Annotated in this window: 22 protein-coding genes; 7 read left to right on the top strand and 15 right to left on the bottom strand. The window is 64.2% G+C overall.

The window, feature by feature from the left end:
- Positions 1–43 precede the first annotated feature (43 nt).
- The gene (locus AB3X96_RS31485; protein WP_013090728.1) at positions 44–769 is read left to right on the top strand and encodes an OmpW family protein; all 726 of its coding nucleotides are present in this window, start codon (positions 44–46) and stop codon (positions 767–769) included.
- Between the two features lie 364 nt (positions 770–1,133).
- Entirely contained in the window at positions 1,134–1,514 is a 381-nt protein-coding gene (locus AB3X96_RS31480) for a YqjD family protein (RefSeq protein ID WP_368592734.1), read from the top strand.
- A gap of 102 nt (positions 1,515–1,616) precedes the next feature.
- Here AB3X96_RS31480 and AB3X96_RS31475 read toward each other — a convergent pair whose 3' ends face one another.
- The 7 genes from AB3X96_RS31475 to pilM all read right to left on the bottom strand — a co-directional run bounded on the left by AB3X96_RS31475 (position 1,617) and on the right by pilM (position 9,033).
- Positions 1,617–2,804: a deoxyguanosinetriphosphate triphosphohydrolase gene (locus AB3X96_RS31475; protein WP_368367284.1), complete on the bottom strand. Its 1,188-nt coding sequence runs from the start codon at positions 2,802–2,804 to the stop codon at positions 1,617–1,619.
- A gap of 149 nt (positions 2,805–2,953) precedes the next feature.
- A complete protein-coding gene (aroB, locus tag AB3X96_RS31470) occupies positions 2,954–4,039 on the bottom strand; it encodes a 3-dehydroquinate synthase (RefSeq protein WP_176381107.1) in 1,086 nt (361 codons plus the stop codon).
- A complete protein-coding gene (locus AB3X96_RS31465; RefSeq protein WP_368592733.1) occupies positions 4,039–4,590 on the bottom strand; it encodes a shikimate kinase in 552 nt (183 codons plus the stop codon). Before AB3X96_RS31465 ends, aroB begins: the two co-directional genes overlap by 1 nt.
- A 114-nt stretch (positions 4,591–4,704) precedes the next feature.
- Positions 4,705–6,423 (bottom strand): type IV pilus secretin PilQ, encoded by a 1,719-nt coding sequence (pilQ, locus tag AB3X96_RS31460; protein WP_368592732.1) that lies wholly within the window; start codon positions 6,421–6,423, stop codon positions 4,705–4,707.
- Positions 6,420–7,355, bottom strand: coding sequence for a hypothetical protein (locus AB3X96_RS31455; protein ID WP_368592731.1), 936 nt, complete (start codon positions 7,353–7,355; stop codon positions 6,420–6,422). Before AB3X96_RS31455 ends, pilQ begins: the two co-directional genes overlap by 4 nt.
- On the bottom strand, positions 7,352–8,047 hold the full coding sequence (locus tag AB3X96_RS31450; protein ID WP_368592730.1) for a fimbrial assembly protein: 696 nt from the start codon (positions 8,045–8,047) through the stop codon (positions 7,352–7,354). The genes AB3X96_RS31455 and AB3X96_RS31450 overlap by 4 nt, the downstream gene beginning before the upstream one ends.
- On the bottom strand, positions 8,044–9,033 hold the full coding sequence (gene pilM / locus AB3X96_RS31445) for a pilus assembly protein PilM (RefSeq protein WP_368592729.1): 990 nt from the start codon (positions 9,031–9,033) through the stop codon (positions 8,044–8,046). Before pilM ends, AB3X96_RS31450 begins: the two co-directional genes overlap by 4 nt.
- 249 nt (positions 9,034–9,282) lie before the next feature.
- Between pilM and AB3X96_RS31440 the strand changes: the two genes are divergently transcribed.
- Positions 9,283–11,679 carry a penicillin-binding protein 1A gene (locus AB3X96_RS31440; RefSeq protein ID WP_368592728.1) on the top strand — a complete coding sequence of 799 codons (2,397 nt, stop codon included), beginning with the start codon at positions 9,283–9,285 and terminating at the stop codon, positions 11,677–11,679.
- Between the two features lie 100 nt (positions 11,680–11,779).
- Here the strand turns inward: AB3X96_RS31440 and cyaY are convergent, their stop codons facing one another.
- Complete coding sequence (gene cyaY / locus AB3X96_RS31435) at positions 11,780–12,100, bottom strand: iron donor protein CyaY (RefSeq protein WP_176110110.1); 321 nt, start codon at positions 12,098–12,100, stop codon at positions 11,780–11,782.
- 35 nt (positions 12,101–12,135) lie between these two features.
- On the opposite strand from cyaY, the gene AB3X96_RS31430 reads away from it, so the two are divergent.
- A complete protein-coding gene (locus tag AB3X96_RS31430) occupies positions 12,136–12,477 on the top strand; it encodes a lipoprotein (RefSeq protein ID WP_176110109.1) in 342 nt (113 codons plus the stop codon).
- A gap of 9 nt (positions 12,478–12,486) precedes the next feature.
- Positions 12,487–13,749, top strand: a complete 1,263-nt coding sequence (lysA, locus tag AB3X96_RS31425) for a diaminopimelate decarboxylase (RefSeq protein ID WP_368592727.1) — start codon at positions 12,487–12,489, stop codon at positions 13,747–13,749.
- A 120-nt stretch (positions 13,750–13,869) separates the two neighbouring features.
- Here lysA and msrQ read toward each other — a convergent pair whose 3' ends face one another.
- The 5 genes from msrQ to AB3X96_RS31400 all read right to left on the bottom strand — a co-directional run bounded on the left by msrQ (position 13,870) and on the right by AB3X96_RS31400 (position 19,979).
- Positions 13,870–14,571 (bottom strand): protein-methionine-sulfoxide reductase heme-binding subunit MsrQ, encoded by a 702-nt coding sequence (gene msrQ / locus AB3X96_RS31420; protein ID WP_368592726.1) that lies wholly within the window; start codon positions 14,569–14,571, stop codon positions 13,870–13,872.
- Positions 14,572–14,581: 10 nt separating this feature from the next.
- Positions 14,582–15,577: a protein-methionine-sulfoxide reductase catalytic subunit MsrP gene (gene msrP, locus AB3X96_RS31415; RefSeq protein WP_368592725.1), complete on the bottom strand. Its 996-nt coding sequence runs from the start codon at positions 15,575–15,577 to the stop codon at positions 14,582–14,584.
- Between the two features lie 206 nt (positions 15,578–15,783).
- The gene (ccsB, locus tag AB3X96_RS31410) at positions 15,784–16,992 is read right to left on the bottom strand and encodes a c-type cytochrome biogenesis protein CcsB (RefSeq protein WP_368592724.1); all 1,209 of its coding nucleotides are present in this window, start codon (positions 16,990–16,992) and stop codon (positions 15,784–15,786) included.
- A gap of 4 nt (positions 16,993–16,996) precedes the next feature.
- Positions 16,997–19,207, bottom strand: coding sequence for a cytochrome c biogenesis protein ResB (locus AB3X96_RS31405; protein WP_368592723.1), 2,211 nt, complete (start codon positions 19,205–19,207; stop codon positions 16,997–16,999).
- Between the two features lie 118 nt (positions 19,208–19,325).
- Entirely contained in the window at positions 19,326–19,979 is a 654-nt protein-coding gene (locus AB3X96_RS31400; RefSeq protein ID WP_026228372.1) for a cytochrome c, read from the bottom strand.
- A gap of 220 nt (positions 19,980–20,199) precedes the next feature.
- Here AB3X96_RS31400 and yihA point away from each other — a divergent pair, with 220 nt between their 5' ends.
- Together yihA and hemB are read left to right on the top strand one after the other, a co-directional pair.
- Positions 20,200–20,862 carry a ribosome biogenesis GTP-binding protein YihA/YsxC gene (gene yihA, locus AB3X96_RS31395; protein ID WP_368592722.1) on the top strand — a complete coding sequence of 221 codons (663 nt, stop codon included), beginning with the start codon at positions 20,200–20,202 and terminating at the stop codon, positions 20,860–20,862.
- 284 nt (positions 20,863–21,146) lie between these two features.
- Positions 21,147–22,145 carry a porphobilinogen synthase gene (gene hemB, locus AB3X96_RS31390; protein ID WP_368592721.1) on the top strand — a complete coding sequence of 333 codons (999 nt, stop codon included), beginning with the start codon at positions 21,147–21,149 and terminating at the stop codon, positions 22,143–22,145.
- 123 nt (positions 22,146–22,268) lie between these two features.
- On the opposite strand, the gene dsbD is transcribed toward hemB, so the two are convergent.
- Entirely contained in the window at positions 22,269–24,149 is a 1,881-nt protein-coding gene (dsbD, locus tag AB3X96_RS31385) for a protein-disulfide reductase DsbD (RefSeq protein ID WP_368592720.1), read from the bottom strand.
- On the bottom strand, positions 24,142–24,468 hold the full coding sequence (gene cutA / locus AB3X96_RS31380; RefSeq protein ID WP_368592793.1) for a divalent-cation tolerance protein CutA: 327 nt from the start codon (positions 24,466–24,468) through the stop codon (positions 24,142–24,144). The genes dsbD and cutA overlap by 8 nt, the downstream gene beginning before the upstream one ends.
- Between the last annotated feature and the right edge of the window lie 199 nt (positions 24,469–24,667).

The following is a 24,667-nucleotide window of genomic DNA, read 5'->3' as shown; positions in this document are numbered from 1 at the left end:
ACGTTGTAGTCATAATGAGCGGGCCTTTTTTGGAGGAGCACATATGAAATTAAAACAGGCCGTAACGGGGATGGCAGTGCTTGCCTGCATGAGCACGGCGGCGCACGCACAATCGGCCGGCAGCTTTTACGTCACGACGGGCTGGTTCCATCTGGCGCCCCAATCGAGCAGCGATCCGCTGACCGTAACCAGCATTGGCGGTAGCCCAACCAACATTACCGAAGCCAACACCGGCGCTTCGCTGGGTTCGGCCGACACCATCGGCTTCACCGCCGGATACTTCGTCACTGACCACATCGCCACCGAATTCGTCATTGGCGTCCCGCCTACTTTCGACCTGTCAGGCACGGGTAGCCTCGCGCAGTTCGGCAAGATCGGGCAGGCCAAACAGTGGAGCCCGACTCTGCTGTTCAAGTACTACTTCAACGCGCCGACCGCTGCTTTCCGACCGTATCTCGGTGTCGGCGTGAGCCGCATCTGGTTCACCGACGAGCACATCACCAACAGCTCATTCCAAGCCAACGTTCTGCATGGTCCGACCAGTGTCTCGACGGATAGTTCGTGGGAACCCGTGTTTAATGCGGGCTTCCACTACTCCTTCAATCAGCACTGGTTCGCCGGCGTGTCGATCTCGTACCTGCCGCTCAGCACGACCGCGAAGCTCAATTCGGCGGCCACCACGCCGGTCGGCACGCTGACCGTGCAATCGCAGACCAAGATCAAGCTGAACCCGATCGTCACCTACGTCAACATCGGTTACCGTTTCTAACGCATCGCGACAGCAGGTGGCTTGAATTAGGGTAGTCGAATTTTCGCGCCCTGGGGAACGCCGTCATCGAGCAGATGACGGCGTTTTTGTTTGGCGTCCAGGTCGTATCGGCATGACAGTGTCGTCCGGCATCGGCGTTTGTAAATTTGACGCGAATGCGGCGCACCTGCGTGCAATATCTGGCAACGTTACGCCCACGCGAAGCGTGTCGCGAGCCGCTCACTATCACGTTACGGGCGATGCGACGCTTGGCATCGAAGTTGCGTTAGATGGCGTTTCCTACGCTGCGACGTGATACTGCGTCTGCGCATAGCGTGTCCGCGCGACGACGCGCGGGGCCTTTCAACTCATCGACGGAGCGACCATGACAGCACTTCCAAATACGCGAGACGCCCTCGGCGAATCCTGGACCAGCGCGAGTCGCCGTGCGCGGCGCATCGCTCGCCATAGCCGCCATGCGGCCGAAGATATCGCGGTCGAGTTGCGCACCCTGCTGTCGGAACTCGAATCGACCTTGGCCGACGGCACGCAGGCCGACGCCGTGGCCTTGCGCGGCAGGCTGCGCAAACAGCTGGACGCCGCGCGCGAGCGGCTGAACGACACCCGCGATGCGATGCGCGACCGCGCGGGCGTCGCGATGTCGGACGCCGATCACTATGTGCATGAAAATCCGTGGCAGACGATTGCGATCGTCGGCGGGCTTGCACTGGTGGCGGGGGCGCTGTTCGCGTCGCGTTCGCGATGACGCTGGCTTGCGCGACTTGAGGGTGCTGGCAAGGAGACGCGACGGCCGCTTCGATGCGGCAAGGTCGAACGTTGCCCTCTTGCCGCGCCTAGCCGCTAACGACTAGTTATCGTCGATCACGAACAGCCGCCGATACTCCTTCAGCGCGTAGCGATCGGTCATCCCCGCGATGTAATGCGCGATCAGACGCGGCTGGCGCGTCGCATCGCTCGATTGATAGTCCGGCGGCAGCAGCCGCGGATCGTCGGTGAACGCGTCGAACAGGCCGACCACGACGCGGCGTGCCTTGTTGGCCATGCGCATCACACGATAGTGGCGGTACATGTTTCTGAACAGAAAGCGTTTGAGCGCCGCGGCCTGAGCCGCGATTGCATCGCTGTGCGCGACGAGCGGGGGCGCCGCGCGCACGTCGTCTAGTGACGCCGGCGCGTAGCGTGCGAGGTTGGCCCGCGTCGTCTCGATCAGATCGACGATCAGCGTATTGATCACGCGCCGCACCGTCTCGTGAATCAGCCGACGTCCTTCGATCTGCGGGTAGTCGCCGCGCGCCGCCTCACAATGCGTCTGCCAGAGCTCCACTTCGGCGAGCTGCTCGAGCGACAGCAGACCGGAGCGCAAACCGTCATCGACGTCGTGATTGTTGTACGCGATTTCATCGGCGACGTTGGCGATCTGCGCTTCGAGCGACGGTTGACGTCCTTCGAGAAAGCGCTCGCCCAATTCGCCGAGCCGGCGCGCGTTGTCGCGCGAGCAATGCTTGAGGATGCCCTCGCGCGTCTCAAAGCACAGGTTCAGACCGTTGAATGCTCCGTAATGCTCCTCAAGTTCGTCGACGACCGCGAGACTCTGCAGGTTGTGCTCGAAGCCGCCGTGCTCGCGCATGCATTCGTTCAATGCGTCCTGGCCGGCATGGCCGAACGGTGTATGGCCGAGATCGTGCGCCAGCGAAATCGCTTCGACCAGATCTTCATTGACGCGCAGATTCCGCGCAACCGAGCGCGCGATCTGCGCAACTTCGAGGCTATGGGTGAGGCGCGTGCGAAACAGGTCGCCCTCGTGATTGACGAATACCTGAGTCTTGTACTCGAGCCGCCGGAACGCGGTGGAGTGGACGATGCGGTCGCGGTCACGCTGAAACTCGGTGCGCGCGCTCGGCGCGGTTTCCGCATAGCGCCGCCCGCGCGACTGGCTCGAATGCGCCGCGTACGGCGCGAGATGCGCTTCGAGCGCCTGCTGGGTCGGCGCGGGGACGGCGGGCGCGGCGATCGCGGCAGCGGCATCCGCAGCGATGGCCGTGGCGCCGATCGCGCCTGCGCGCGCACTTGTCGAGTCATGCTGGATATCGTCGCTGCGCCTGTCAGTCACCGGGTTCTCCGAAACACATGGGCGGCGCCTCGTGACGCGAGTGCGTGAAGCGTGGCTGCAGGGCCGTGTTGAATCTAGACGGCGGCGGCCAGCGTCGCATGCACTTCGGCGTCGGGCGCGCGGGTAATCAGCGTCTCACCGAAACGCTTCAGCAGAATGAACTTGATCGCGCCGCCTTCCGCTTTCTTGTCGATCTGCATCAGCTCGATGTAGCGATCCGTGCCGAGAGCGGGAGCACGCGTGGGCAAATGCGCGGCAAGCACCACGTCGACGAGTCGCTTGCGCGACGCTTCGTCCAGATGGCCGAGGCGCACGGACAGATCCGCCGCCATCACCATTCCGCAGCCGACCGCCTCGCCGTGCAGCCACTCGCCATAACCGAGCCCGGCTTCGATCGCGTGGCCGAACGTATGGCCGAAGTTCAGGATCGCGCGTAGACCGCCTTCGCGCTCGTCCTGCGCCACCACCGACGCCTTGATCTCGCACGAACGCTTGACCGCCTCGGTCAACGCCGCCGGTTCGCAGCGGTTCAAAGCCTCGATATTGGCCTCGATCCAGGTGAAGAAACCGGCATCGGCGATCGCGCCGGTCTTGATGACTTCGGCGATGCCCGCCGCGAGTTCACGCTCGGGCAGTGACCGCAATACCCCGATGTCGGCGATCACCGCCTGCGGCTGGTAGAACGCGCCGATCATGTTCTTGCCGAGCGGATGATTGATGCCGGTCTTGCCGCCGACCGACGAATCCACCTGCGACAGCAACGTGGTCGGCACCTGGATGAACGGCACGCCGCGCATGTAGCAGGCGGCGGCAAACCCGGTCATGTCGCCGATCACACCGCCGCCGAGCGCGATCAGCGTGGTCTTGCGGTCCGCGCGCGAGCCGAGCAGCGCGTCGAAGATCAGGTTCAGCGTCTGCAGATTCTTGTGCGCTTCGCCGTCCGGCAGAACGACCGTGGACACCTGCTTGTTCAGCGGCGCGAGCGCCGCGCGCAGCTTGTCGCCGTAAAGCGGATCGACGGTGCTGTTGGTGACGATCGTGACCGAGTTGCCGGCGATATGCGGCTTGAACAGCTCGGTCTGGCCGATCAGGTCGGCACCGATATGAATGGGGTAGGCGCGCTCGCCCAGTTCGACGTTGACGGTAATCATACGGTCCATTATGACGCAGGATGTTTGGCGACGCCGGCCATCTCGAGCTGCATCAGAACCATGTTGACGAGTCCGTTGACCGAAGGCCGGCCGGTTTCGATCACGAAGTGCGCGCATTCGCGGTACAGCGGGTCGCGCACTTCATAGAGCGCTTCGAGGCGAGCCTTGGGATCTTCCGTTTGCAGCAGCGGACGATTCTTGTCGCGCCGCGTGCGCAGCCACAGGTCATGCGGATTGGCGCGCAGATAGATCACGAGGCCGCGGCTTTTCAGCGCTTCGCGGTTTTCCGGCCGCAGCACCGCGCCGCCGCCGGTCGCGAGCACGATATTGTCGCGCGCGGTCAGCTCCGAGATCACGCTGGCTTCGCGATCGCGAAAGCCCGCTTCGCCCTCGAGCTCGAAGATCACGGGAATGCGCGCGCCCGTGCGCGCCTCGATTTCATGGTCGGAATCAAAGAACGGGCGCTCGAGACGGCGCGCAACCGCCCGACCCACAGTGGTCTTTCCTGCCCCCATGAGCCCTACGAAAAAAACATTGGCGTGTGCGTCCCGCGGTTGCAACGGTGTCCTCTGGCTAATCCGGTGTAGTTCGTGCCGCAGCTTACTGGCAAAGCGGCTGCCTTGTCGAGCCTGCGCGCCGCCGACGGACGGCGGCGCAAGCGCGCCCTATATGCCCTAATTTTCCCGCACCACGCGCGGCGTGATGAAAACCGCCAGTTCACTGCGCGTGTCGCGATGAGTCCGATGGCGGAACAACGCGCCCAGAACAGGTATTTTGCCAAGGATGGGCACCCGCTCGACGTCGTCGCGGTCGTCGGTCTCGTAAATTCCGCCGATCGATACCGTACCACCATCCTCGACCTCGACGCGCGTTTGCACGTGCTTGGTGTTGATCGCGGGCCCGGCGTCGGTCTGCTCGCCGACGCTGTCCTTCGCGACGTCTAGATCGAGCACCACGCGGCCATCCGGCATGATCTGCGGCTCGACCGCCAGTTTGAGCGTCGCGCGGCGAAACTGCACGCCAGATACGCCCTGGCCGACCTTCGCCTGATATGGCAGCTCGGTGCCCTGCTCGACGATCGCCTTCATCCGGTCCGCCGTCACGACCCGCGGGCTCGACACGATTTTCCCATGGCCCTCTGATTCGAGCGCCGAGAGTTCGATATTGAGCAGCCGTGTAGCGTGCGCCGCGAATAGCGTGAGGCCGGCGGTCGCGGCATCGAATCCGGAAATCGGACGGGCCGACAGATCGTACACGGTGCCGTCCGTTCCTCCCGTCAGCCCCCTCGACGTACCATCCGCGCTCGTGCCGGCCAGCGACAGCCGCACCCCGAGATTGCGCGAAAAGCCCTGGTCGCCTTCGACGATCTGCGCCTCGATCAGCACCTGGCGAGTCGGCCGGTCGACGGAGGCGATCAGCGCCGCGATCTGTTCGAGCCGCCCAGCGAGATCGGTGACGAACAGCAGGTTGGTGCGTGGATCGGCGGTGACGGCGCCGCGTTTGGACAGCACGCGCTGGGTGCCGGAACCGGTCAGCAGGCGCCGCACGTCCTCGGCGTGCGCGTAGTGCAGCTCGAACGTGCGGCTCGCGAGCGGTTCGAGGTCCGCGGCGCGCGCGTGAGCTTCGAAGCGCTGACGTTCGCGCGCGGCGAGTTCGGCGGCGGGCGCGACCCAGATGACGTTGCCGTGGCGCTCCATCGCCAGATTGTTGACGTCGAGCAGCGTGTCGAACGCGGTGCGCCACGGCACCTGATCGAGCCGTATCGATACGGCGCCGCGCACTTTGTCGCTGGCGACGATGTTCAGGCCGGTGAACTCGGCGAACGCTTTCAGGACCGCGCCGAGTTGCGCATGCTGGAAGTTCAGCGAAATCGGCTTGTTGCCCGCGGGAAGACCCGAGTCGGCACCGGCCGCTGCGTCGGCGAGGCGCGGCCGCGGCGGCAGCGGAACCGGTGGGCCCTCGAGACTGGGCGTGCCGGCGCCGTCGTCGCGGGCGGTAACGGCGGGTTGTTTTGGCGACGGTGGCAGGATCTGGCCGTTGGCGTCGTCGTCGGGGGAAGCGTCGGGCGCTATCGCGGCACGCGGGGCCGGCTCGAGGGTGTCCGGGTCCGAGGTCGCGCTTGACGCAGAAACATAGCCGAACGGATTCGCGGCCTGGCCGATGCCGCCGCTCGGCAGCGGCGCTGTCTCGTGGGCGGGATTGGCCGATACGGGTGGATCGTCGAGCGCCGCGTAAGTCGGCAACGGCGGTAGCAGCGGTGACGTCGCTGCCTGTGCGACCCCAACGCCCAGCGTCGCAGCGACGTAGAGCCCGAAACACAGCCCGCAGACGACACGGACCTCGCGTTCGCCCCGCAACATCGCCACTCTCAATCGCGTGAGTGTGCGCATCATGACGCCTCCGTCTGCATCAGCGTCAGCGTGCGCGTCGCGCCGCCGTTCGCGAGCGTAATGCCTAGCGCGTCGAGCTGCGTGACCCGCTCGACGCCCAGTTGCTGGCCGGCCGCGACAGTCGTCGTGCCGTCTGGCGTGTCGAGCAGGGCGAGCCCGCGGGTACGATCCCGCAGCAAACCGATAAGCCGCAACTCGGAAACATCGCCCGGCTCGCCGCTCGCGGAGATCTGCGGCTTCGCGAACGGATCGAAGAATACGAGGCCTTCGTCGTCGGCGGCGGCCTCGTCGGCGTCAGCGCTTACGCCGGCGCTCGCAGCCGGGGTTGCGGACGCCGGCCGCAGCGCGTCGTACACCTGCAGCGTCGCGGCCACCGCGAGACCTTTGCCGTCCTGCTTGACGGTCACATCGGCGGGAACGATCAGCACCGGCAGTTGCGCGAGCCCGTGGAAAAACGCCATCAGGTGGACGAAGTCCGTGCGCGCGGTGAGCTGCAGCTCGCGCTTGCGCTCGACGCCCTCGCCGCTCGCCGCGCCCGGTTCGACCGCGAGCAACAGGACGCCGCTCTGCGTGGCCAGCTCGGAGACGATGCGCACGTCGTCGGCGGAATTCCACGGCACGGCGCTCGACACCGTGGCCGGCATCGCCGCGGCTGCACGGCGCAGCGACGGCAGCTGCGCTAGCGCGTGCCGCGCCTGCGCGAGACGCTGCGTGCCGAGCGAAAGCGCGGCGCGGCTCGTTTCCAGTCCGGCGAGATCGGCCGTGTTCCAGCCGTACGCGCCGAAGGCGAACACGAGCGCGGCGATTGCCGTCGCGACGAGCCAGCGACGGTGCGAGCTCCAAGCCTCGAGCGGCATACGCGCCCGCTTGACCCAGCGTGAAACGAACGCGGCGCCGTGCGGTGCGCCGCCCGGCTCGAAAAATGTCGTGCTCATCGTGCACCTCCCTTTCGTGCGGCCCTCGACGCGTGCTTCACTTGGAGCGGCGGTTCGCCCCAGCGCAGGCGCGCATCGAATTCCACCGGTCCGCCAATCGCCGGTTCCGCCGATGCGCCGCCCTTCCCCGTCGGCCGACGTAAATCGCGCATCTCCGCGCCCTGCACGCCGTGAATCGCGCCGAGCCGCTTGAGCCACTCAGCCGACGCGATATGGCCGCTCGAAGTCGCCAGCAATTCGGTCTCGTACTCGCGCTGTCGAAACTGCCGCAACACGATGCGCTCGCCGGGCTCGAAGCTCAGCGCGTCGAGCAGATCGCGCAGATGCGCGAGCGGCCTCGCGAGACTCGCGGCGCGCCCCGCGGCTTCGCGTTGCGCCTGTTCGGCCCGCGACAACTTCGCGTGCTCCGCGAGCGGCGCGGCGAGCGGGGTCAACGCCTGCTCGACAGCTGCGCGCCGCGCATCCAACCGCGCCGCGGCAAAGCTCTGCCAACCGGCGACGAGCAGCACGCCCGCGGCACCGACGCACGCCGCCACGGCCCAGTCGCGCATGCAGCGGCGCCGTGCGAGTCGCGCGTTGCGTTGGCGGTACGGCAGCAGATTGAAGCCGCCTAGCCACGGCACAGCGGCACGCTGGTCACACCGATTGGGACTCGCGGCCACGCCAGATGAAAACGACAGAGCGCCCCTCATTCCAGCACCCCACGCAACGCGAGCCCAAACGCGACCGCGCCAGCCGGCTCGTGCAGCAACGCGTCGTCGAGCGGCCGTGCGTGGCTGCCGAGCAGCGCGCACTCGAACGGCAGCGCCGAGCAGCCGAGCACGTCGCCAATCTCGGCGAGCGAAAAGCCGACGCCGTCGAGCAGTTCGATTTCGCCGCCGATCAGCGCGCAGTCGAACTCCGGCCCCTGCGTGAGATCGCGCAACGCGTTGGCGAGATCGGCATGCTCGGGCGCCGGATAGCGCATTTCGCCGACGTTCGCGCCATCGACGACACTCCAGCCGTACACGCCGTCCGTACCGACCCACACAGCCGCGTACGGTTCGTTCGGGTCGAGTTCGCGACTCGCCGCATGGCGCAGTGCGCGCAATGCGGCGTGCGGTTCGCCATCGATAGCGGACAGCGAAATGCCCGCGGTCGCCGCGCATTCGATCCGCGCTTCCAGATGCTGACGCGAGGTCGCGGCGATCTTCACCGAGCGCTGCGGAGACGGCGTCTCGTCGACGTACCAGTCGACCGCGAGTGCATGACGCTCGAGCCCGGCGATGCGCTCGGCTTCGCCCATCACCGCGGGCGCGAGTCCGGCGAGCGCGACGCCACCGTCCTCCGCCTCGCAGTCGCTCTGCGCGGCGAGCCGCGCGAGCGGCACTGTCGTCGTCAGCGTGGCCGACGCAGGCACGGCCATCGCGCAGCGCAGCGCGTGCGTCGCGCAGACGCGCGGCAAGCCGGCGAACGCATCGCGCAATGCCCGCGAAACGGCCTGCCGATCGACGATCTCGGCGCCCGCCATTACGCCGGCCGCGAGCGGCACCGTGCTGATATGTTCGAGATGCAGCGCGCCCCGTGCGCGTTGACTCACCACCACGAGACGCACGTTTTGCGGGCCGACGTCGATGCCGGCGGCGAAACGCTGCCGGCCCTCCCTCACCGCCTGAAGCCATGAATTTCTATAAGCCATACCGCCCTCCCTCTGAACGCGAATAACGAGGGATCATTGTCGGCAGACGCGCGTCCTAACGACATTCAGCCGAATGGCTAACGCGGCTGCGAAGCCGCCCCGAGCGGCATCAAAGCGACTACAGTTGGGACTACAGCGAAGTCGTTCCCGCGCCACCTGGCGTGTGCCGATCGCCCGCCATTCGTAAGACTTCCGAAAGCAGAAAAACCCTGGCGGCTATAATCGCGGGACTGTTTTTCCGGTACTCCTATGCAAGCCACGTCTCCTACGTCTCCGCCGCCCGCGCCGAAAAAGCGCAAACGTCCGTTATGGCTGAAGCTGATCCTCGGCTTTGTCGGCTTGATCGTGGCGGGCATCGCGTGCGTGGCGCTGGTGCTCGGCTATGCGCTCGTCGTCGCGACGCCGAACCTGCCGTCACTCGATGCGCTGACCGACTATCAACCCAAGGTGCCGCTGCGAATCTATACGGCCGACCACGTGCTGATCGGCGAATTCGGTGAGGAGCGGCGCGACATCGTGCACATCCAGGACGTGCCCGACAGCCTGAAGAAAGCGATCCTCGCGATCGAGGACGCGCGCTTCTACGAACACGGCGGCGTCGACCTGACCGGCATCGCGCGAGCCGGCATCGTCGCGCTGACCAACGGCCATGCGACTCAAGGCGCGAGCACGATCACGATGCAGGTCGCGCGCAACTTCTTTCTGTCCAGCGAGAAAACCTACACGCGCAAGATCTACGAGATGCTGCTCGCGTACAAGATCGAGTCAAAGCTGAGCAAGGATCAGATTCTCGAGGTGTACATGAATCAGATCTATCTCGGTCAGCGCGCGTACGGATTCGCGAGTGCGGCGCGCGTGTACTTCGGCAAGGACCTAAAGGACCTGACGCTCGCCGAATCGGCGATGCTCGCCGGTCTGCCGAAGGCGCCGTCCGCGTATAACCCGGTCGTCAATCCGAAGCGCGCGAAGGTGCGCCAGGAATACATCCTGCAGCGCATGTACGAACTGCATTACATCACCCCGGAACAGTACGACGAGGCGAGCCGCCAGCGGCTCGTGGTGAAGGGCATGGGCAAGGAGTACAGCGTGCACGCGGAATACGTCGCGGAAATGGTGCGGCAGATGATGTACGCGCAGTATCGCGAGGAAGCCTACACCCGCGGCCTGAACGTCGTGACCACGATCGACTCGGCCGATCAGGACGTCGCCTATCACGCGGTGCGCAAAGGCTTGATGGACTACGAGCGCCGTCACGGCTATCGCGGCCCGGAGGCGTTCATCGATCTGCCGGCCGACGCCGACGAGCGCGAGCAGGCCATCGACGATGCGCTGCTCGAGCATCCCGACAACGGCGAAATCATCGCCGCCGTCGTCACGGCGGCGAGCCCGAAGGAGGTGCAGGCGGCCTTCATCGACGGCAACGTCGCGACGATTCAGGGCGACGGTCTGCGCTATGCGCAGTTCGCGCTCGGCCCGCGCGCGCAGCCCAATCAGCGCATCCGGCCTGGCGCGATCGTGCGGCTCGTGAAGAATGAAGAGGGCGACTGGTCGATCACGCAATTGCCGCAGGTGGAAGGCGCATTCATCTCGGTGGTGCCGCAGGACGGGGCGATCCGTTCGCTGGTCGGCGGCTTCGACTTCAACAAGAACAAGTTCAATCACGTGACGCAGGCGTGGCGTCAGCCGGGCTCGAGCTTCAAGCCGTTCATCTATTCGGCGTCGCTCGAAAAAGGCCTCGGGCCCGCGACGATCATCAACGACGCGCCGCTCTTTTTCAGCGCCGCCGAAACCGGCGGCCAGGCGTGGGAGCCGAAAAACTACGGCGGCGGCTTCGACGGTCCGATGACGATGCGCACCGCGCTGCAGAAGTCGAAGAATCTCGTGTCGATCCGCATCCTGAACCAGATCGGCCTGAAGTACGCGCAGCAATACATCACGCGCTTCGGCTTCGACGCGGATCGCCATCCCGCCTATCTGCCGATGGCGCTCGGCGCGGGCCTCGTGACGCCGCTGCAGATGGCGGGCGCGTTCTCGGTGTTCGCCAACGGCGGCTACCGGATCAATCCTTACCTGATCGCGGAAGTCACCGATCAGCGCGGCGGCGTCGTCGCGCAAGCGCAGCCGCTCGTGGCCGGCCGAAACGCGCCGTATGCGATCCAACCGCGCAACGCCTATGTGATGAACAGCCTGCTGCAAAGCGTCGCGCAGCACGGCACCGGCGCGAAGAGCAACGTGCTCAAGCGCACCGATCTCGCCGGCAAGACCGGCACGACCAACGATTCCCGCGACGCGTGGTTCGCCGGCTATCAGCACACGCTCACCGCGATCGCGTGGATCGGCTACGACAATCCGCGCAGCCTCGGCGACAAGGAAACCGGCGGCGGCCTCGCGCTGCCGGTGTGGATCGAGTACATGGGACGCGCGCTGAAGGGTGTGCCCGAGTACAAGATGGCACGCCCCGACGACGTCAGCGAAATCGGCTCGGAGCTTTATTTCGACGATTTCACCCCGGGCCACGGGTTCATCGCAACGGTCGGCGTCAGTCAGGCGACGCTCGACGCCCAGGCGAGCGCCGCGGCCGCCGCGCCGGAACAGGTCGGCGAGCAGGAGAAGCAGGACATCATGAATCTGTTCCGCGGGCACTGAGGCAGCGTCGGCGTACCGTTAGAAAGAAAAAACCGCCGCGTTCGTTACGCGGCGGTTTTGTTTTGAGAGCGTCTCGTGCTTCGCGCTAATTGCGCCACGCTCATTGCGCGGCGAACTGCACCGGCTCGCCAGCCTGCTCGGTCGCATACTGCGACAGCGCCGCGAAAAACTCCGAGCCGCTGCGCGTGTCGCGCCATTCGCCGTCGACGAAACGGAAGTGAAAACCACCGGCCTTCGCCGCGATCCAGATCTCGCTCATCGGCGGCTGAAGATTGACGATGATCTTGGTGCGGTTCTCGAATTCGAGCGTCAGAACGTTGCCGCTGCGCTCGAGCTCGATGTCGGCGTCGATGTCGTCGAGCGCGCTCTCGATGGCGGCCAGCACGGCTTCCGCACGGGTCAGGTAATCACTATCGGACATGCTAAACTCCATCGATTATTCATTCAGGGACAGTCATGCGAGTCGTAACTCGGATGCGCGCGGCAGCGCCCGGCCGCGCGATTGTAGCGGTTTTAGCCATTCTCGCAGGTTGTGCGCTCACCGGCTGCGGCCAACGCGGCTCGCTCTATCTGCCAACCGTACCGCCGCTGCCTGCCCCGCCGGCTCACCGCACGCAAACACCGTCGACCGATCAAACGCAACCGGCTAACGGCGCGGCCAACGCGGACTCGATCCCAGACACCTCGGGTACGCCGCTCACGCTCGCCCCCGAAGACCAACTAAAGACGCCGCCCGCTTCGGCGGCATCGGCTCCCGCAGTGCCGCTGCCCGCCTCTGCCGCCCCTTCCGCTCAATAAGACTTTCGCATGACTCGATCCGCATTTGACTACGTCGACGGCGTATTGCACGCCGAAGGCGTGTCCGCCGTTTCCCTCGCCGAGCAGTTCGGCACGCCGCTGTACGTCTATTCGCGCGCCGCGCTCACCGCGGCGTGGAACGCCTATGCGGGCGCCTGCGCCGGGCGTCGCGCGAGTGTGCACATGGCCGTCAAGGCCAATAGCAATCTGGCGATGCTGAACGTATTCGCGCGCCTCGGCGCGGGCTTCGACATCGTGTCGGGCGGCGAACTTGCGCGCGTGCTCGCGGCCGGCGGCAAAGCGGAAAACACCGTGTTTTCGGGTGTCGGCAAGCAGGCGAGCGAAATGCGCGACGCGCTCGCGGCGGGCGTCAAATGCTTCAACGTCGAATCGATTCCCGAGCTCGATCGACTCAACGCGGTGGCGGGCGAGATGGGCAAGAAGGCGCCGGTGTCGCTGCGCGTGAATCCCGACGTCGACGCGAAAACGCATCCGTACATTTCCACTGGCCTCAAGACGAACAAGTTCGGCGTCGCGTTCGAGGATGCACGTGCCACTTATCAGGCGGCCGCGGCGATGGCGAATCTCGAGGTGGTCGGCATCGACTGCCATATCGGCTCGCAAATCACCGAAGTCGCGCCTTACCTCGACGCAATCGACAAAGTGCTGGAGCTCGTGGAGCAGATCGAGCAGGACGGCGTGACGATTCGCCATATCGACGTCGGCGGCGGCCTCGGCATCACATACAACGACGAAACGCCGCCGGAAATCGGCGAGTTCGTGCGCACGGTGCTCGATCGCATCGAAGCGCGCGGCCACGGTCACCGCGAAGTCTATTTCGAACCTGGCCGCTCGCTGGTCGGCAACGCGGGTGTGCTGCTCACGCGTCTCGAGTATCTGAAGCCGGGCGAGGACAAGAACTTCGCGATCGTCGACGCGGCGATGACCGATCTCGCACGCCCCGCGATGTACGACGCGTATCACGCAATCGAGCCGGTCGTGAAGCGCGACGTCCCTGCGCACGTCTATGACGTGGTCGGCCCGGTCTGCGAAAGCGGCGACTGGCTCGGCCGCGAACGGCTGCTCGCGGTCGAGCCCGGCGATCTGCTCGCGCTCCGTTCGGCCGGCGCGTATGGCTTCGTGATGAGCTCGAACTACAACACCCGTGCGCGCGCCGCCGAAGTGATGGTGGATGGTACACAAGCGCACGTAGTTCGCGCGCGCGAAGAGATCAGCCAGCTGTTTGCGGGCGAAACGATTCTGCCGGCGTAAACGTCGGGGCTGGCTGCAGAGCCAACGGTAAATGAAGCGCAGCAACAAAAAATGGCGATGCCTCCTCGGCATCGCCATTTTTCTTTGCAGCAGCGTGCGTGACGCGAAAGGTTCGCGCATTCACCGTCGGCGCGTTGTCATCCTTCGCTCACGTATCCACACCACCAGCCGCCATCCCAGCAGCGCGATCATTACCGCGCCGTAAATCTTCGGCAGCAGCAGATCGTGCTTGCCCGCCTTCATCCACCAGAAATGCAGGATGGCGAGCGCGCCGATCACGTAGATCGCACGATGCAGCGTCTGCCAGCGACGTCCGAGCTTGCGCACCATCGCGCGCGGCGACGTGACCGCAAGCGCGATCAGCAGCACGAACGCGGCGAAGCCCACCGTGATGAAGGGCCGCTTGCCGATGTCCTTCAGTATCTCCGCCACATCGAACCACTTGTCGAACCACAGGTACGTGGTGAAATGCAGCGTCGCATAGAAGAACGTATAGAGTCCGAGCATCCGACGGAAACGCACGAGCGCGGCGACGCCGGTCAGACGGCGCAGCGGCGTCACCGCTAGCGTGATGCACAGGAACACGAGCGTCCACAGGCCCGTCGAGCGGGTGATGAATTCGATCGGATTCGAACCGAGCCGGTCGGTCAGGCCAAACAGCACGAGGCGTGCGAGCGGATAGAGCGCCGCGACGAAGACCGCGACTTTCGCCGGTACGACCCAGCGCGCGCCGCCCGCGGCCCGCGGCTTGGCCGCCGACATCGGCGCCGTGCGCCGTGTCGCAGGCTCGCTGCGGGTGACAGTTTGCGTGTCGGTTGCCATCGCGCTCGCCTTAGAAGTTCTTCTTCAGGTCCATGCCTTGATAGAGCGATGCGACCTGATCGCCGTAACCGTTGAACATCAGTGTCTTGCGCTTCGGCGTAAAAAAGCCGTCTTCGCCGATACGCCGTTCCGTAGCCTGGCTCCAGCGCGGATGATCGACATTCGGATTCACATTCGAATAAAACCCATATTCGTTCGATGCGTACGTGTTCCAGCTGGTCGGCGGCTGCTTCTCGACGAAACGGATTTTCACGAGCGACTTCGCGCTCTTGAAGCCGTACTTCCACGGCACCACCACGCGCACCGGCGCGCCGTTCTGATTCGGCAGCACCTGGCCGTAGAGGCCCATCGTCAGCAGCGTCAGTGGATGAATCGCTTCGTCCATCCGCAGGCCTTCCGAGTACGGCCACTCGAGTATGGGCTGCGACAGCCCGGGCATCTGCGACGGATCGGCGAGCGTGATGAATTGCACGTACTTCGCATTGCCGGTCGGCTCGACGCGTTTAATTAACTCAGAAAGCGAGACGCCGATCCACGGCACCACGATCGACCAGCCTTCGACGCAGCGATGCCGGTACACACGTTCCTCGAGCGGCGCGAGCTTCAGCAGGTCGTCGATGTCATAGACCTTCGGATTCTTGATCTCACCCTCTACGCTCACCTTCCACGGATGCGGCCGCAACGTGCCCGCGCGCTGCGAGGGGTCGGATTTATCGGTGCCGAACTCGTAGAAATTGTTGTAGGTGGTGATGTCCTTGTACGGCGTGATCTTGTCGAGCGCGACGAACCTGGTGTTGGTTTTCGCCGCGAGCTTCTGCGCCTTCGGATCGGGGGACGAGTATGTCGCGAGCGCCTCGCCGCTCACGCCGATCAGGCTGCCGAGCGCCATCGCGCCCGTTGCCTGCAGGATGCGTCGGCGGTTCTCGAACACATGCCGCGGCGCGATTTCGCTGCGCGCGATGTCATCGCCGGTCAGTTGAATTCTGTCGCTTCGCTTGATCCACATCGTGCTGCTCCTTGCCGGCCCGCCGCGTCATGCGCGTTGCGGCGCCATATTGATGATCGCCCGTTTGGGGGCGCCTGTCATCCACGGGTACCTGCTCAGCTGCTTGATTGGTGAACACGGGGGCGCGACGAATATTCCGTCCACCATGAAAAAACCGCCGGTGCAAAAGCACGCGGCGGTTCTTAGTCGGTTCAGCGCGGCGGATCTTACAGCTTGCCGTAGCTATGCAAGCCCGACAGGAACATGTTCACGCCGAGGAACGCGAAGCTCGTGACCAGCAGGCCCGTCAGCGCCCACCATGCGGCGATAGCGCCGCGCAGGCCCTTCATCAGGCGCATGTGCAGCCAGGCCGCGTAGTTCAGCCAGACGATCAGCGCCCACGTCTCCTTCGGGTCCCAGCTCCAGTAGCCGCCCCACGCTTCGGCGGCCCACAGCGCGCCGAGAATCGTCGCGATCGTGAAGAACGCGAAGCCGACCGCGATCGACTTGTACATCACGTCGTCGAGCACGTCCAGCGCCGGCAGACGATCCGCAAGGACGCCGCGTTCCTTCGCCAGATATGCGACGCCGACCATCGCCGACAGCGCGAAGCTGCCATAGCCGATGAAGTTCGCCGGCACGTGAATCTTCATCCACCAGCTTTGCAGCGCCGGCACGAGCGGCTGGATCTGCTGCGCATCGCGCGAGACCGAGTACCACATCAGGAAGCCGACGGCTGCGCTGATCACGAGCAGCACAAACGCGCCGAGCGCGCGCGTGTTGTAGTGCTGCTCGTAGTACAGATAGAAAAGCGCGGTGATCAGGCTGAACAGCACGAACACTTCATACAGATTCGAAATCGGAATATGGCCGACGTCCGAGCCGATCAGGTACGACTCGTACCAGCGCACCATCATGCCGACGAAACCCATCAGCACCGCCACCCACGTCATCTTCGAGCCGATCGCGGCGCCGGTCGGCGAGCGTGACAGCAGCGCGATCCAGTAGAACACGGTTGCGAAGACGAACAGCGCGCTCATCCACAGGATCGCGGACTGGCTGGACAGGAAATACTTGAGGAAGAACGCGTTGTCGGCGCGGCTCAGATCGCCTTGGTAGATCTGGATCGCAAGCAGCGACAGAGCGGCGATTGCCACCATCAGCGGACGCACCGGCTTCCAGCGCCAGCCGAGCACCACGAAAACCGGCACCGAGCACACCAGCACCAGTTTGTCGTAGTAGTTCATGAACGGGTAGTAGCGCGACAGCGCAAGGCCGGCGCCCCCGACCAACGCCAGCGCGAACAGCCAGTCAAAGATACCCAGGCGTTTCAGGAACGGCCGTTCGTCGAATTGCTGGAGTTCGGGCGTGCTGCTCGCGAACGCCTTGTCGGCGCGCGAAGCAGAAGAAGAGGAGGAAACCTGAGTCAAGTCCATGATCTTACCGGGTCGAATCCTGTGAACTTGCCGACGGGGCGGCTGCCTGAGCGGCCGGACGGGCATCGGCTGCTTCGATGAGTTTCGCGCCCAGTGCGGCGCTCACGGCGTCGCGCGTCTGGACGAAGTCCTTCTCGAAGTCTAGCGTCTTACGCGCGCTCGACATCGCCATCACGACGTTCGTGCCGTGGTCCGTATCCTTGAGCCAGAACCACAGACGCCGTTCGCGAACGTAGAACATCGAGAAGATGCCCAATACGAGAAGCAGGCTGCCAAGATACACGACTTTTTTGCCGGGCGCGCGCGTCAACTGAAATACCGAAGCTTGCACCTGCTTGAACGAGTCAAGCTGCAAATAGACCGGCGATCCATACAGAAAGCTGTCGGATATCGCATTAAGCGAGCTCTGGATGAAGCGGCTCGTGTCCGCATTGGCCGGCGCGGCGGGCTCGCCGAGCCGCTGGCGCGACAGTTGCCATAGATCCCACGTTACACCTTCGAGCATCCGAAGCAGCAGGCCCGCGGCCTTTTCCTGCTCGCCTTTCGGTACCGAGCGGTCGATAAACCCAGCGACTGCCTGGAAGCCGCCGAGCGTTTCGCCGTTCGGCATCTTCATGCTGGCGTCGGCGCCCGCAAAAAGGGTCAGCACGCGCAACGCGCTTTCCTCCAGATGTTGCTGCAGCTCCGCATTCGGGCCCGGCACCGAGCGCTGCGCAAACTGATGAGCGGCGATGGCGCGTTGGCTCGGGTCTTCGAGCGTGGCGCGCAGGTTCATCCATTCCTTGAGCGTGCCGCCGCTGTCGGCGGGAATGCGCAGGTAGCGGAACGGATCGTCGGGATTCAGGCGCATGCCGGCGAGGAACATCTTCTCGCCGTTCACGTCGACGGGCAGCATGTAGTTGTTGTACTCGCGCGCCTGTCCATCCTTGCTGCGAATCTTGTACTGCACCGACGGGCCGACGTTGTGCAGGTCGAGCGGCTTCGAGGATTTCGCGCCGGAGCCGAGACGCTCGTCGAACGCTTCCTTCAGCGAGTGCTGCGCAGCGACCCCGCGCGCATCGTTCTGGCCATTGGCGTTGGAGATGTTTTCGACGTTGATCGCGCGGAAGTCGGTGAATTCGACGGTCTGGCCGTCGGCGAGCGGCGTGGCCGAGCTCAACGGCGCGCTGCCGCCGATCGTGCCGCCAAACGGCGCCGGCTTCGCGCTCGGGCCGGACATCGGGAAGGCGGTCATTAGCATCTGCGAGCCGCCGTCCTGGAAACTCGACTGATAAATCGACACGCCGTCGTATTCGAATGGCTTGTTGACCTCGACGCGCGCTGGCACGCGCGCGCCGGTCTTGTGATCGACCACGACGATGTCGCTCGCGAACAGCTTCGGCATGCCGGTCGTGTAGTAATCGACGATGAACTTGTTCAGTTCGATCGAAAACGGCAGGTCCTGAATCAGTGAACCGTTGGGCTGATTCAGGATCGCGGTCGACACGTGCTGCCCCTCGGGCACCCACGCGTAGCCGCGGAACGTCGGGTTCGACTGCGACAGCCGATGCTCGGGCGAAATCTCGCTGATAACGGTGTTCGAGTTGATCGGCGACTTGTCGAACAGCCACATTTGCAGCTTGATCGGCAGATTGCTGTCGAGCAGACCGCCGAGGCAGATCACGACGATCGCGAGGTGCGCGGAGATGTAGCCGAACTTCGTCAGCGCGCCACGCTTTGCGGCGATCAGCGTCGCGCCGTCCGACTCACGCGTGACGAACTTGTAGCCGAGCTTCGCCGACAGTTTCGCGAGCACTGCCGCGGTCTGCGCGCGCGTGCCGTGCACGGCGAACTCGCCCTTGTGATGGAACGCACGCAGGCTGCCTTCGCGAACCTTGTCCTTCCAGCTCTTCGCATCGGCGAGCATCTTCGGCGCATTGCGGATCACGCAGAGCGACACCGACACCATCAGGAAGCCGAGAATCAGCATGAACCACCACGAGCTGTACACCGTGTAGAGGCTCAGCGCGCGGAAGATGTCCGCCCAGAACGGACCGAACTGGTTGACGTAGTTGGGATACGGATCGTCCTGCGTGAGGACGGTACCGATGATGCTGGCGATCGACAGAATCACGAGCAGCGCAATGGCGAAACGCATCGAGCTCAGGAGCTCGATAGCGCTGCGCATGACGCGATTGCCCGACTTCGACTGCAGACCCGACGTGGTGACGCTCATTCAAACTCCGACTGAACAGCAAAAAAGGGTGAAGGGCTGTCGTAGCTACGACACCCTCACCCTTTTCTTGTTTTTCACCGGCCTCGCCGGGCCGGTTGGATTCGCGCGGGCGAACCGCTTAATGCAGACCCGCGATGTAGTCGGCAACCGCCTTGATCTCGTTGTCCGACAAACGCGATGCTATCGCATGCATCGCGTCGCTGTTATTACGAGCGCCCGGACCTTGCGTGAACGCGGTCAGCTGCGTCACCGAGTACTCGGCCCACTGTCCCGACAGGCGCGGATACTGGATCGGAATCCCCTGTCCCGTGGGGCCGTGGCAGGCCGCGCAGGCGGGCACGCCCCGGTCGGCAATCCCACCGCGATAGATCTGCTGCCCCACCGCGACCGTGTTCTTATTGTGCGCATAGCCCGGCTTGGGCGTCTGCGTCGAGAAGTAAGCCGCAACGTTGATCATGTCCTGATCGGAGAGCGCGGCGGCCATGCCTGCCATGATCGCATTATTGCGCGCGGCCTGTTTGGCGCCCGGTTGCGTCTTGAAATCTCGGAGCTGCTTGACGAGATACTCAGGATGCTGGCCCGCCAGCTTCGGATATGCACCGCCGGCACTGTTGCCGTCTGCCCCGTGACAAGACGCGCACACTTGTACCGCGATTGCCTGCCCCCGATTGATGTCCGGCTTTGCCGGATCTGCTGCTCGTGCCTGAATTGCCAAACCTGAAAGACCTGCCGTTACATGAAGCACCATCAGAGTCTTGCACAGTCGATTCATTCGCACACCCTGTCTCGTCTTGTGGGATTTTAGAGGTTCTGCAAAGTACGACGACGGCGACCGAGTGACCGCCAGGAGCCGCCAAGGCACGTGGGGCGGGCTCCCAAGGTTTTCAGTAAACCATCGTATTGTACAATAACTCGCTAATCGCTTAGACGCCAGTCGGGCTTGACCCCGTTCCCGCTGCGGGCTCCGCGGCGTCTCCAATCTGGCTTCCACCATGCCCTTTCTGCTCCACGAATCCCGCTTCTATACCACCGTCAATCATCTGCGTGACCTGCCGGCCACCGCGCAGCCCGAGGTCGCTTTCGCAGGACGCTCGAACGCAGGCAAGTCGACGGCGATCAACGTGCTCTGCAATCAGAAGCGACTTGCGTTCGCAAGTAAGACGCCTGGCCGCACGCAGCACATCAATTATTTTTCGGTTGGCAAGGCAGATGAACCGGCCGGCTATCTGGTCGACCTGCCCGGCTACGGTTATGCGGAGGTGCCGGGAGCGGCGAAGGCTCACTGGGAAGCGTTGCTGTCCACGTACCTGCAATCGCGCTCGCAACTGCGCGGCATGATCCTGATGATGGATTCGCGCCGCCCACTGACGGAGCTCGATCGACGCATGATCGAGTGGTTCGCGCCGACCGGCAAGCCGATCCACACGCTGCTCACCAAATGCGACAAATTGACGCGTCAGGAAAGCACGAACGCGTTGCGCACCGCGCAGAAGGGATTGGCCGAATATCGAGCCGCCGGCTATCGCGGCGAGTTGACCGCACAGCTCTTTTCGGCGCTCAAGCGAACGGGCCTCGACGAAGCGCATGAGCTGATCGAGAGCTGGCTGATCCCCGGCGCGGTGGACGAAGCAGGTGAAAAGCCGGCTGGGGGCTAATCACTATCGATGCCGGAATCCCGCAGTGCGTGTGACGCGTGATATGCCTTGAATACCCGTATGAGAGCGCATTTCCCGCCACCCATAAAAAAACCCGCCGCTTAAACGGCGGGTCAAACAGCCTAATCGAAAAACGACAGGCACCCGCTCAGGGAGGAGAAGCGGGGAGGTCAGCGCTAGGCGCCTTGCTCGATCGGTATGATATACCATTGTCTCGAAAAGTTTCCGGGAGCGGAGCCAGGTGCCATTTGTCCACTCCACCTATCCACGATCTTCGATTCGATATGAGCTTCTACCCGCACTACCGTCCGCGCCGCATGCGCCGTGACGACTTCTCGCGCCGCATGATGCGCGAAAACATCCTCACCACGAACGACCTGATTTACCCGGTATTTATCGTCGAGGGCACCAACGTTCGACAAGCGGTGCCGTCGATGCCGGGCGTCGAGCGCGTGTCGGTCGATCTGCTGATGGGCGTCGCGGCGCAGTGCGTCGAACTGGGCGTGCCGGTGCTGTCGCTGTTTCCCGCGATCGAGCCCTCGTTGAAGACGCCCGACGGCCGCGAAGCGGCCAATCCGGCGGGTTTGATCCCCCGCGCGGTGCGTGAATTGAAGAAGAATTTTCCGGAGCTCGGCGTGCTAACCGATGTCGCGCTCGATCCGTACACGAGCCACGGTCAGGACGGCGTGCTCGACGAAGCCGGCTACGTGATGAACGACGAGACCGTCGAAATCCTCGTCGAGCAGGCGCGTGCGCAGGCGGAAGCCGGCGTCGACATCGTCGCGCCGTCAGACATGATGGACGGCCGCATCGGCGCGATCCGCGAAATGCTCGAGAGCGAGGACCACATCCACACCCGCATCATGGCGTACGCCGCGAAGTACGCTTCGGCGTTCTACGGCCCGTTCCGCGATGCCGTCGGTTCCGCGACGAACCTCGGCAAGAGCAACAAGATGACCTACCAGATGGACCCGGCCAATTCGAACGAGGCGCTGCGCGAAGTGCAGGCCGACATCAACGAAGGCGCGGACATGGTGATGGTCAAGCCGGGCATGCCGTATCTGGACATCGTGCGTCGCGTGAAGGACGAGTTTCAGTTTCCTACCTACGTGTACCAGGTGAGCGGCGAATACGCGATGCTGAAGGCCGCCGCGCAGAACGGCTGGCTCGATCACGACAAGGTCATGATGGAATCGCTGCTGGCATTCAAGCGTGCCGGCGCGGACGGCGTGCTGACGTATTTCGCGCTGGATGCCGCGAAGATCCTGCGATCGCAGAAGTAAATCAACGCGCGGTTTAGCACGCGACTGTCGAGACAACAAAAAGGAGACGAACCTTGGGTTTCGCCTCCTTTTTTTGCTGCTAGTTTGCGCCGGAGCGGCCTTTCAACACTCCGCGGCGTTCGATTACACCCCCGACGCACTCGCCCGATCCAGTGTGCGCAGGAATTTATCCGCCGATTCGTAGCCGACCACCCGCAGCACTTCCTTGCCCTCCTGATCGAAGAAAATAATCCCCGGCGGCCCGAACAGGTTGAAGCGCTTGAGCAGCGCCTGATCGTCGGTATTGTTCGCAGTGACGTCGGCGCGCAGCAGATTCATCTGCTTCAGCTTCGCCTGAACGCGCGGGTCGCTGAAGGTGAATTTCTCCATTTCCCTGCAGCTCACGCACCAGTCCGCGTAAAAATCGAGCATGGCAGGCTGTGCGGCCGTTTTGACGGCATGGTCAAGCTGCTCCGATGAACGAACCGGTGCGAACGTCAAATCGCTTTGCGACGCCGTTGCGACCGCGCTGGAGCCATCTTTCGCGATGCCCGCCTGATTGCCGGCGCGAGCCGCGAGCACGGCCAGCGGGCGCAGCGGGTCCGACGATCCCGCGGCGAGGCCGATTAGAAGCGCGACCGCCCAGACGGCCATCACGACTCCGACCGCCCGGCCGAACCGGTGCCATATCGAGCCGCCCGCGACCGACCTGGAAAACAGGCCGAGTGCGACCGCCGCGATCAGCAGCCAGAGCGCACTCAACAGCATCGTCGCCGGGCCGCCGAGCACCGGCCAAACGATCCACAGCGCCGCGGCGAGCAGAACCACGCCGAAAAACACTTTTACGCTATCCATCCACTTGCCCGCGCGCGGCAGCAGCGTGCCCGCGCCGAGGCCAATAATTAGCAGCGGCAGCCCGAGCCCGATACCCATCGAGAAGAGCGCCGCGCCACCGAGCACGGCGTTCCCGGTGTGCGCGATGAACGCGAGCACCGCAAAAAGCGGTGCGGTCATGCACGCGCCGACAACCAGCGCCGACAGCGCGCCCATCACGGCGACCGCGGTAAATTTGCCGCCCGAGCGTCCCGCTGACACGCTCGACATGCGATCGCGCCAGCGCGGCGGCAGTTCGAGATCCACACCGGCGATCAGCAACAGCGCGAAAATCGTCAGAAGGCCGCCGAACGCGCCCAGCACCCACGGATTCTGCAGCCATGCGCCGAGACTCTGCCCGACGAGTGCCGCCGCGACGCCCAGCACCGTGTAGACGAGCGCCATCCCGATTACATACGCGACCGACAACGCGAAACCACGCCCACGCGTGACGCGCGCCCCCTCACCGATGATGATCGCAGACAGGATCGGAATCATCGGATACGAGCACGGCAGCAGGCTCAGAATTGCGCCCGCAACAAAATAGAGCCCTACGATCGCAAAGAAACCACCTCGCTGTAGCAGCGTCTGCGCGTAGTCGGCGCTGGTCGCGCGTTCGTACCACGGTTCGTCATCAGTGGGCGCGAATTGGTGCGCGGTTGGACCCGCTGCTGCGCGGCCAGCCGGCTGCAGCGCCTCGCCGCTCACGTGATAAACGCGCTCCATCGGGGGGTAGCAGATGCCAGCGTCGGCGCAGCCCTGCGACGTCACCGCGAGATCGAACGCTCCGGCGGCTCGCTTCACCGGAATATGAATCGTCACCTCGTTGCGATACGTCTCGACATTCTTGTTGAATGTCTGATCGAACTTCACGTGACCGTCGGGCAGTTGAGGCTCGCCAAGCGTCGCTGCCCCGTCACGGGTCGCGAAAGCGAAGCGCTCGCGGTACATGTAGTAACCATCCGCGATCTTGTAGGTGACGACGACTTGCCCGGGCTGCTCGGTCGCACTGAACCGGAATGCGACCGACGGGTCGAGGAAGTCGTCCGCGGCGCGCGCGAGCGTGGCGAGTTGCGCGAGGAACACGCAGCCGAGCAGAAAGAATGCGGTGCACAGCGTAGCGAACGCGCGCCGGTCGAGACCGTTAAACATGAAGAGGGCGTTGGGTTTCAGCAGTGATCCACTGGCCGTAGGCGGCCGAGGCCGTCGCTTGCCATGAGAGGATTTCCGGCGTGTCGTAGGGATGGTGAGCCTGAATGTATTGTTCAAGTTCGAGCGCGCGAGCGGCACTGGTCTTGAACAACAGCTGGATTTCCTGCGCGGTTTCGATCGCGCCCTGCCAGTGATAGCTCGAATGCACGCTGCCTAACTGCGTGACGCATGCACAAAGGCGCGCGGCGAGCGCGCTGGCGGCGAGTTTTTCAGCGACGGCCGCATCCGGCACCGTCGTCAGTACCAAGGTCACGTTCACACTCACACCAGGCTCCGGCGACGCAGGATTTCGATGCCGATATCCTATCACCTGGCCATGTCGCCTCGCAGAGCGCCCTGCCGCGCGGCCGCGGCATTTGGTCACTGCGACACGGCTTGCCGCATCGATGAAAAATTCGCCGCCAAATCGGCATAGGGGACGGCCATGAGGCCGTACCCCTGCCACACCACCCGGCGTG

The organism is Paraburkholderia sp. BR13439 (assembly GCF_040948805.1).
GTDB classification, from domain to species: Bacteria; Pseudomonadota; Gammaproteobacteria; order Burkholderiales; family Burkholderiaceae; genus Paraburkholderia; species Paraburkholderia youngii.
The sequence above is the reverse complement of the archived record's forward strand: the minus strand, read 5'-3'. Positions and strand labels throughout refer to the sequence as shown.

What these genes read in the sequence shown, in the direction of transcription:
- AB3X96_RS31485 (WP_013090728.1), top strand. Translation starts at nt 44, where the DNA reads ATGAAATTAAAACAGGCCGTAACGGGGATGGCAGTGCTTGCCTGCATG.
- AB3X96_RS31480 (WP_368592734.1), top strand. Translation starts at nt 1,134, where the DNA reads ATGACAGCACTTCCAAATACGCGAGACGCCCTCGGCGAATCCTGGACC.
- aroB (WP_176381107.1), bottom strand. Translation starts at nt 4,039, where the DNA reads ATGGACCGTATGATTACCGTCAACGTCGAACTGGGCGAGCGCGCCTAC.
- pilQ (WP_368592732.1), bottom strand. Translation starts at nt 6,423, where the DNA reads ATGATGCGCACACTCACGCGATTGAGAGTGGCGATGTTGCGGGGCGAA.
- AB3X96_RS31455 (WP_368592731.1), bottom strand. Translation starts at nt 7,355, where the DNA reads ATGAGCACGACATTTTTCGAGCCGGGCGGCGCACCGCACGGCGCCGCG.
- AB3X96_RS31450 (WP_368592730.1), bottom strand. Translation starts at nt 8,047, where the DNA reads ATGAGGGGCGCTCTGTCGTTTTCATCTGGCGTGGCCGCGAGTCCCAAT.
- pilM (WP_368592729.1), bottom strand. Translation starts at nt 9,033, where the DNA reads ATGGCTTATAGAAATTCATGGCTTCAGGCGGTGAGGGAGGGCCGGCAG.
- AB3X96_RS31440 (WP_368592728.1), top strand. Translation starts at nt 9,283, where the DNA reads ATGCAAGCCACGTCTCCTACGTCTCCGCCGCCCGCGCCGAAAAAGCGC.
- cyaY (WP_176110110.1), bottom strand. Translation starts at nt 12,100, where the DNA reads ATGTCCGATAGTGATTACCTGACCCGTGCGGAAGCCGTGCTGGCCGCC.
- AB3X96_RS31430 (WP_176110109.1), top strand. Translation starts at nt 12,136, where the DNA reads ATGCGAGTCGTAACTCGGATGCGCGCGGCAGCGCCCGGCCGCGCGATT.
- lysA (WP_368592727.1), top strand. Translation starts at nt 12,487, where the DNA reads ATGACTCGATCCGCATTTGACTACGTCGACGGCGTATTGCACGCCGAA.
- msrQ (WP_368592726.1), bottom strand. Translation starts at nt 14,571, where the DNA reads ATGGCAACCGACACGCAAACTGTCACCCGCAGCGAGCCTGCGACACGG.
- msrP (WP_368592725.1), bottom strand. Translation starts at nt 15,577, where the DNA reads ATGTGGATCAAGCGAAGCGACAGAATTCAACTGACCGGCGATGACATC.
- ccsB (WP_368592724.1), bottom strand. Translation starts at nt 16,992, where the DNA reads ATGGACTTGACTCAGGTTTCCTCCTCTTCTTCTGCTTCGCGCGCCGAC.
- AB3X96_RS31405 (WP_368592723.1), bottom strand. Translation starts at nt 19,207, where the DNA reads ATGAGCGTCACCACGTCGGGTCTGCAGTCGAAGTCGGGCAATCGCGTC.
- AB3X96_RS31400 (WP_026228372.1), bottom strand. Translation starts at nt 19,979, where the DNA reads ATGAATCGACTGTGCAAGACTCTGATGGTGCTTCATGTAACGGCAGGT.
- yihA (WP_368592722.1), top strand. Translation starts at nt 20,200, where the DNA reads ATGCCCTTTCTGCTCCACGAATCCCGCTTCTATACCACCGTCAATCAT.
- hemB (WP_368592721.1), top strand. Translation starts at nt 21,147, where the DNA reads ATGAGCTTCTACCCGCACTACCGTCCGCGCCGCATGCGCCGTGACGAC.
- dsbD (WP_368592720.1), bottom strand. Translation starts at nt 24,149, where the DNA reads ATGTTTAACGGTCTCGACCGGCGCGCGTTCGCTACGCTGTGCACCGCA.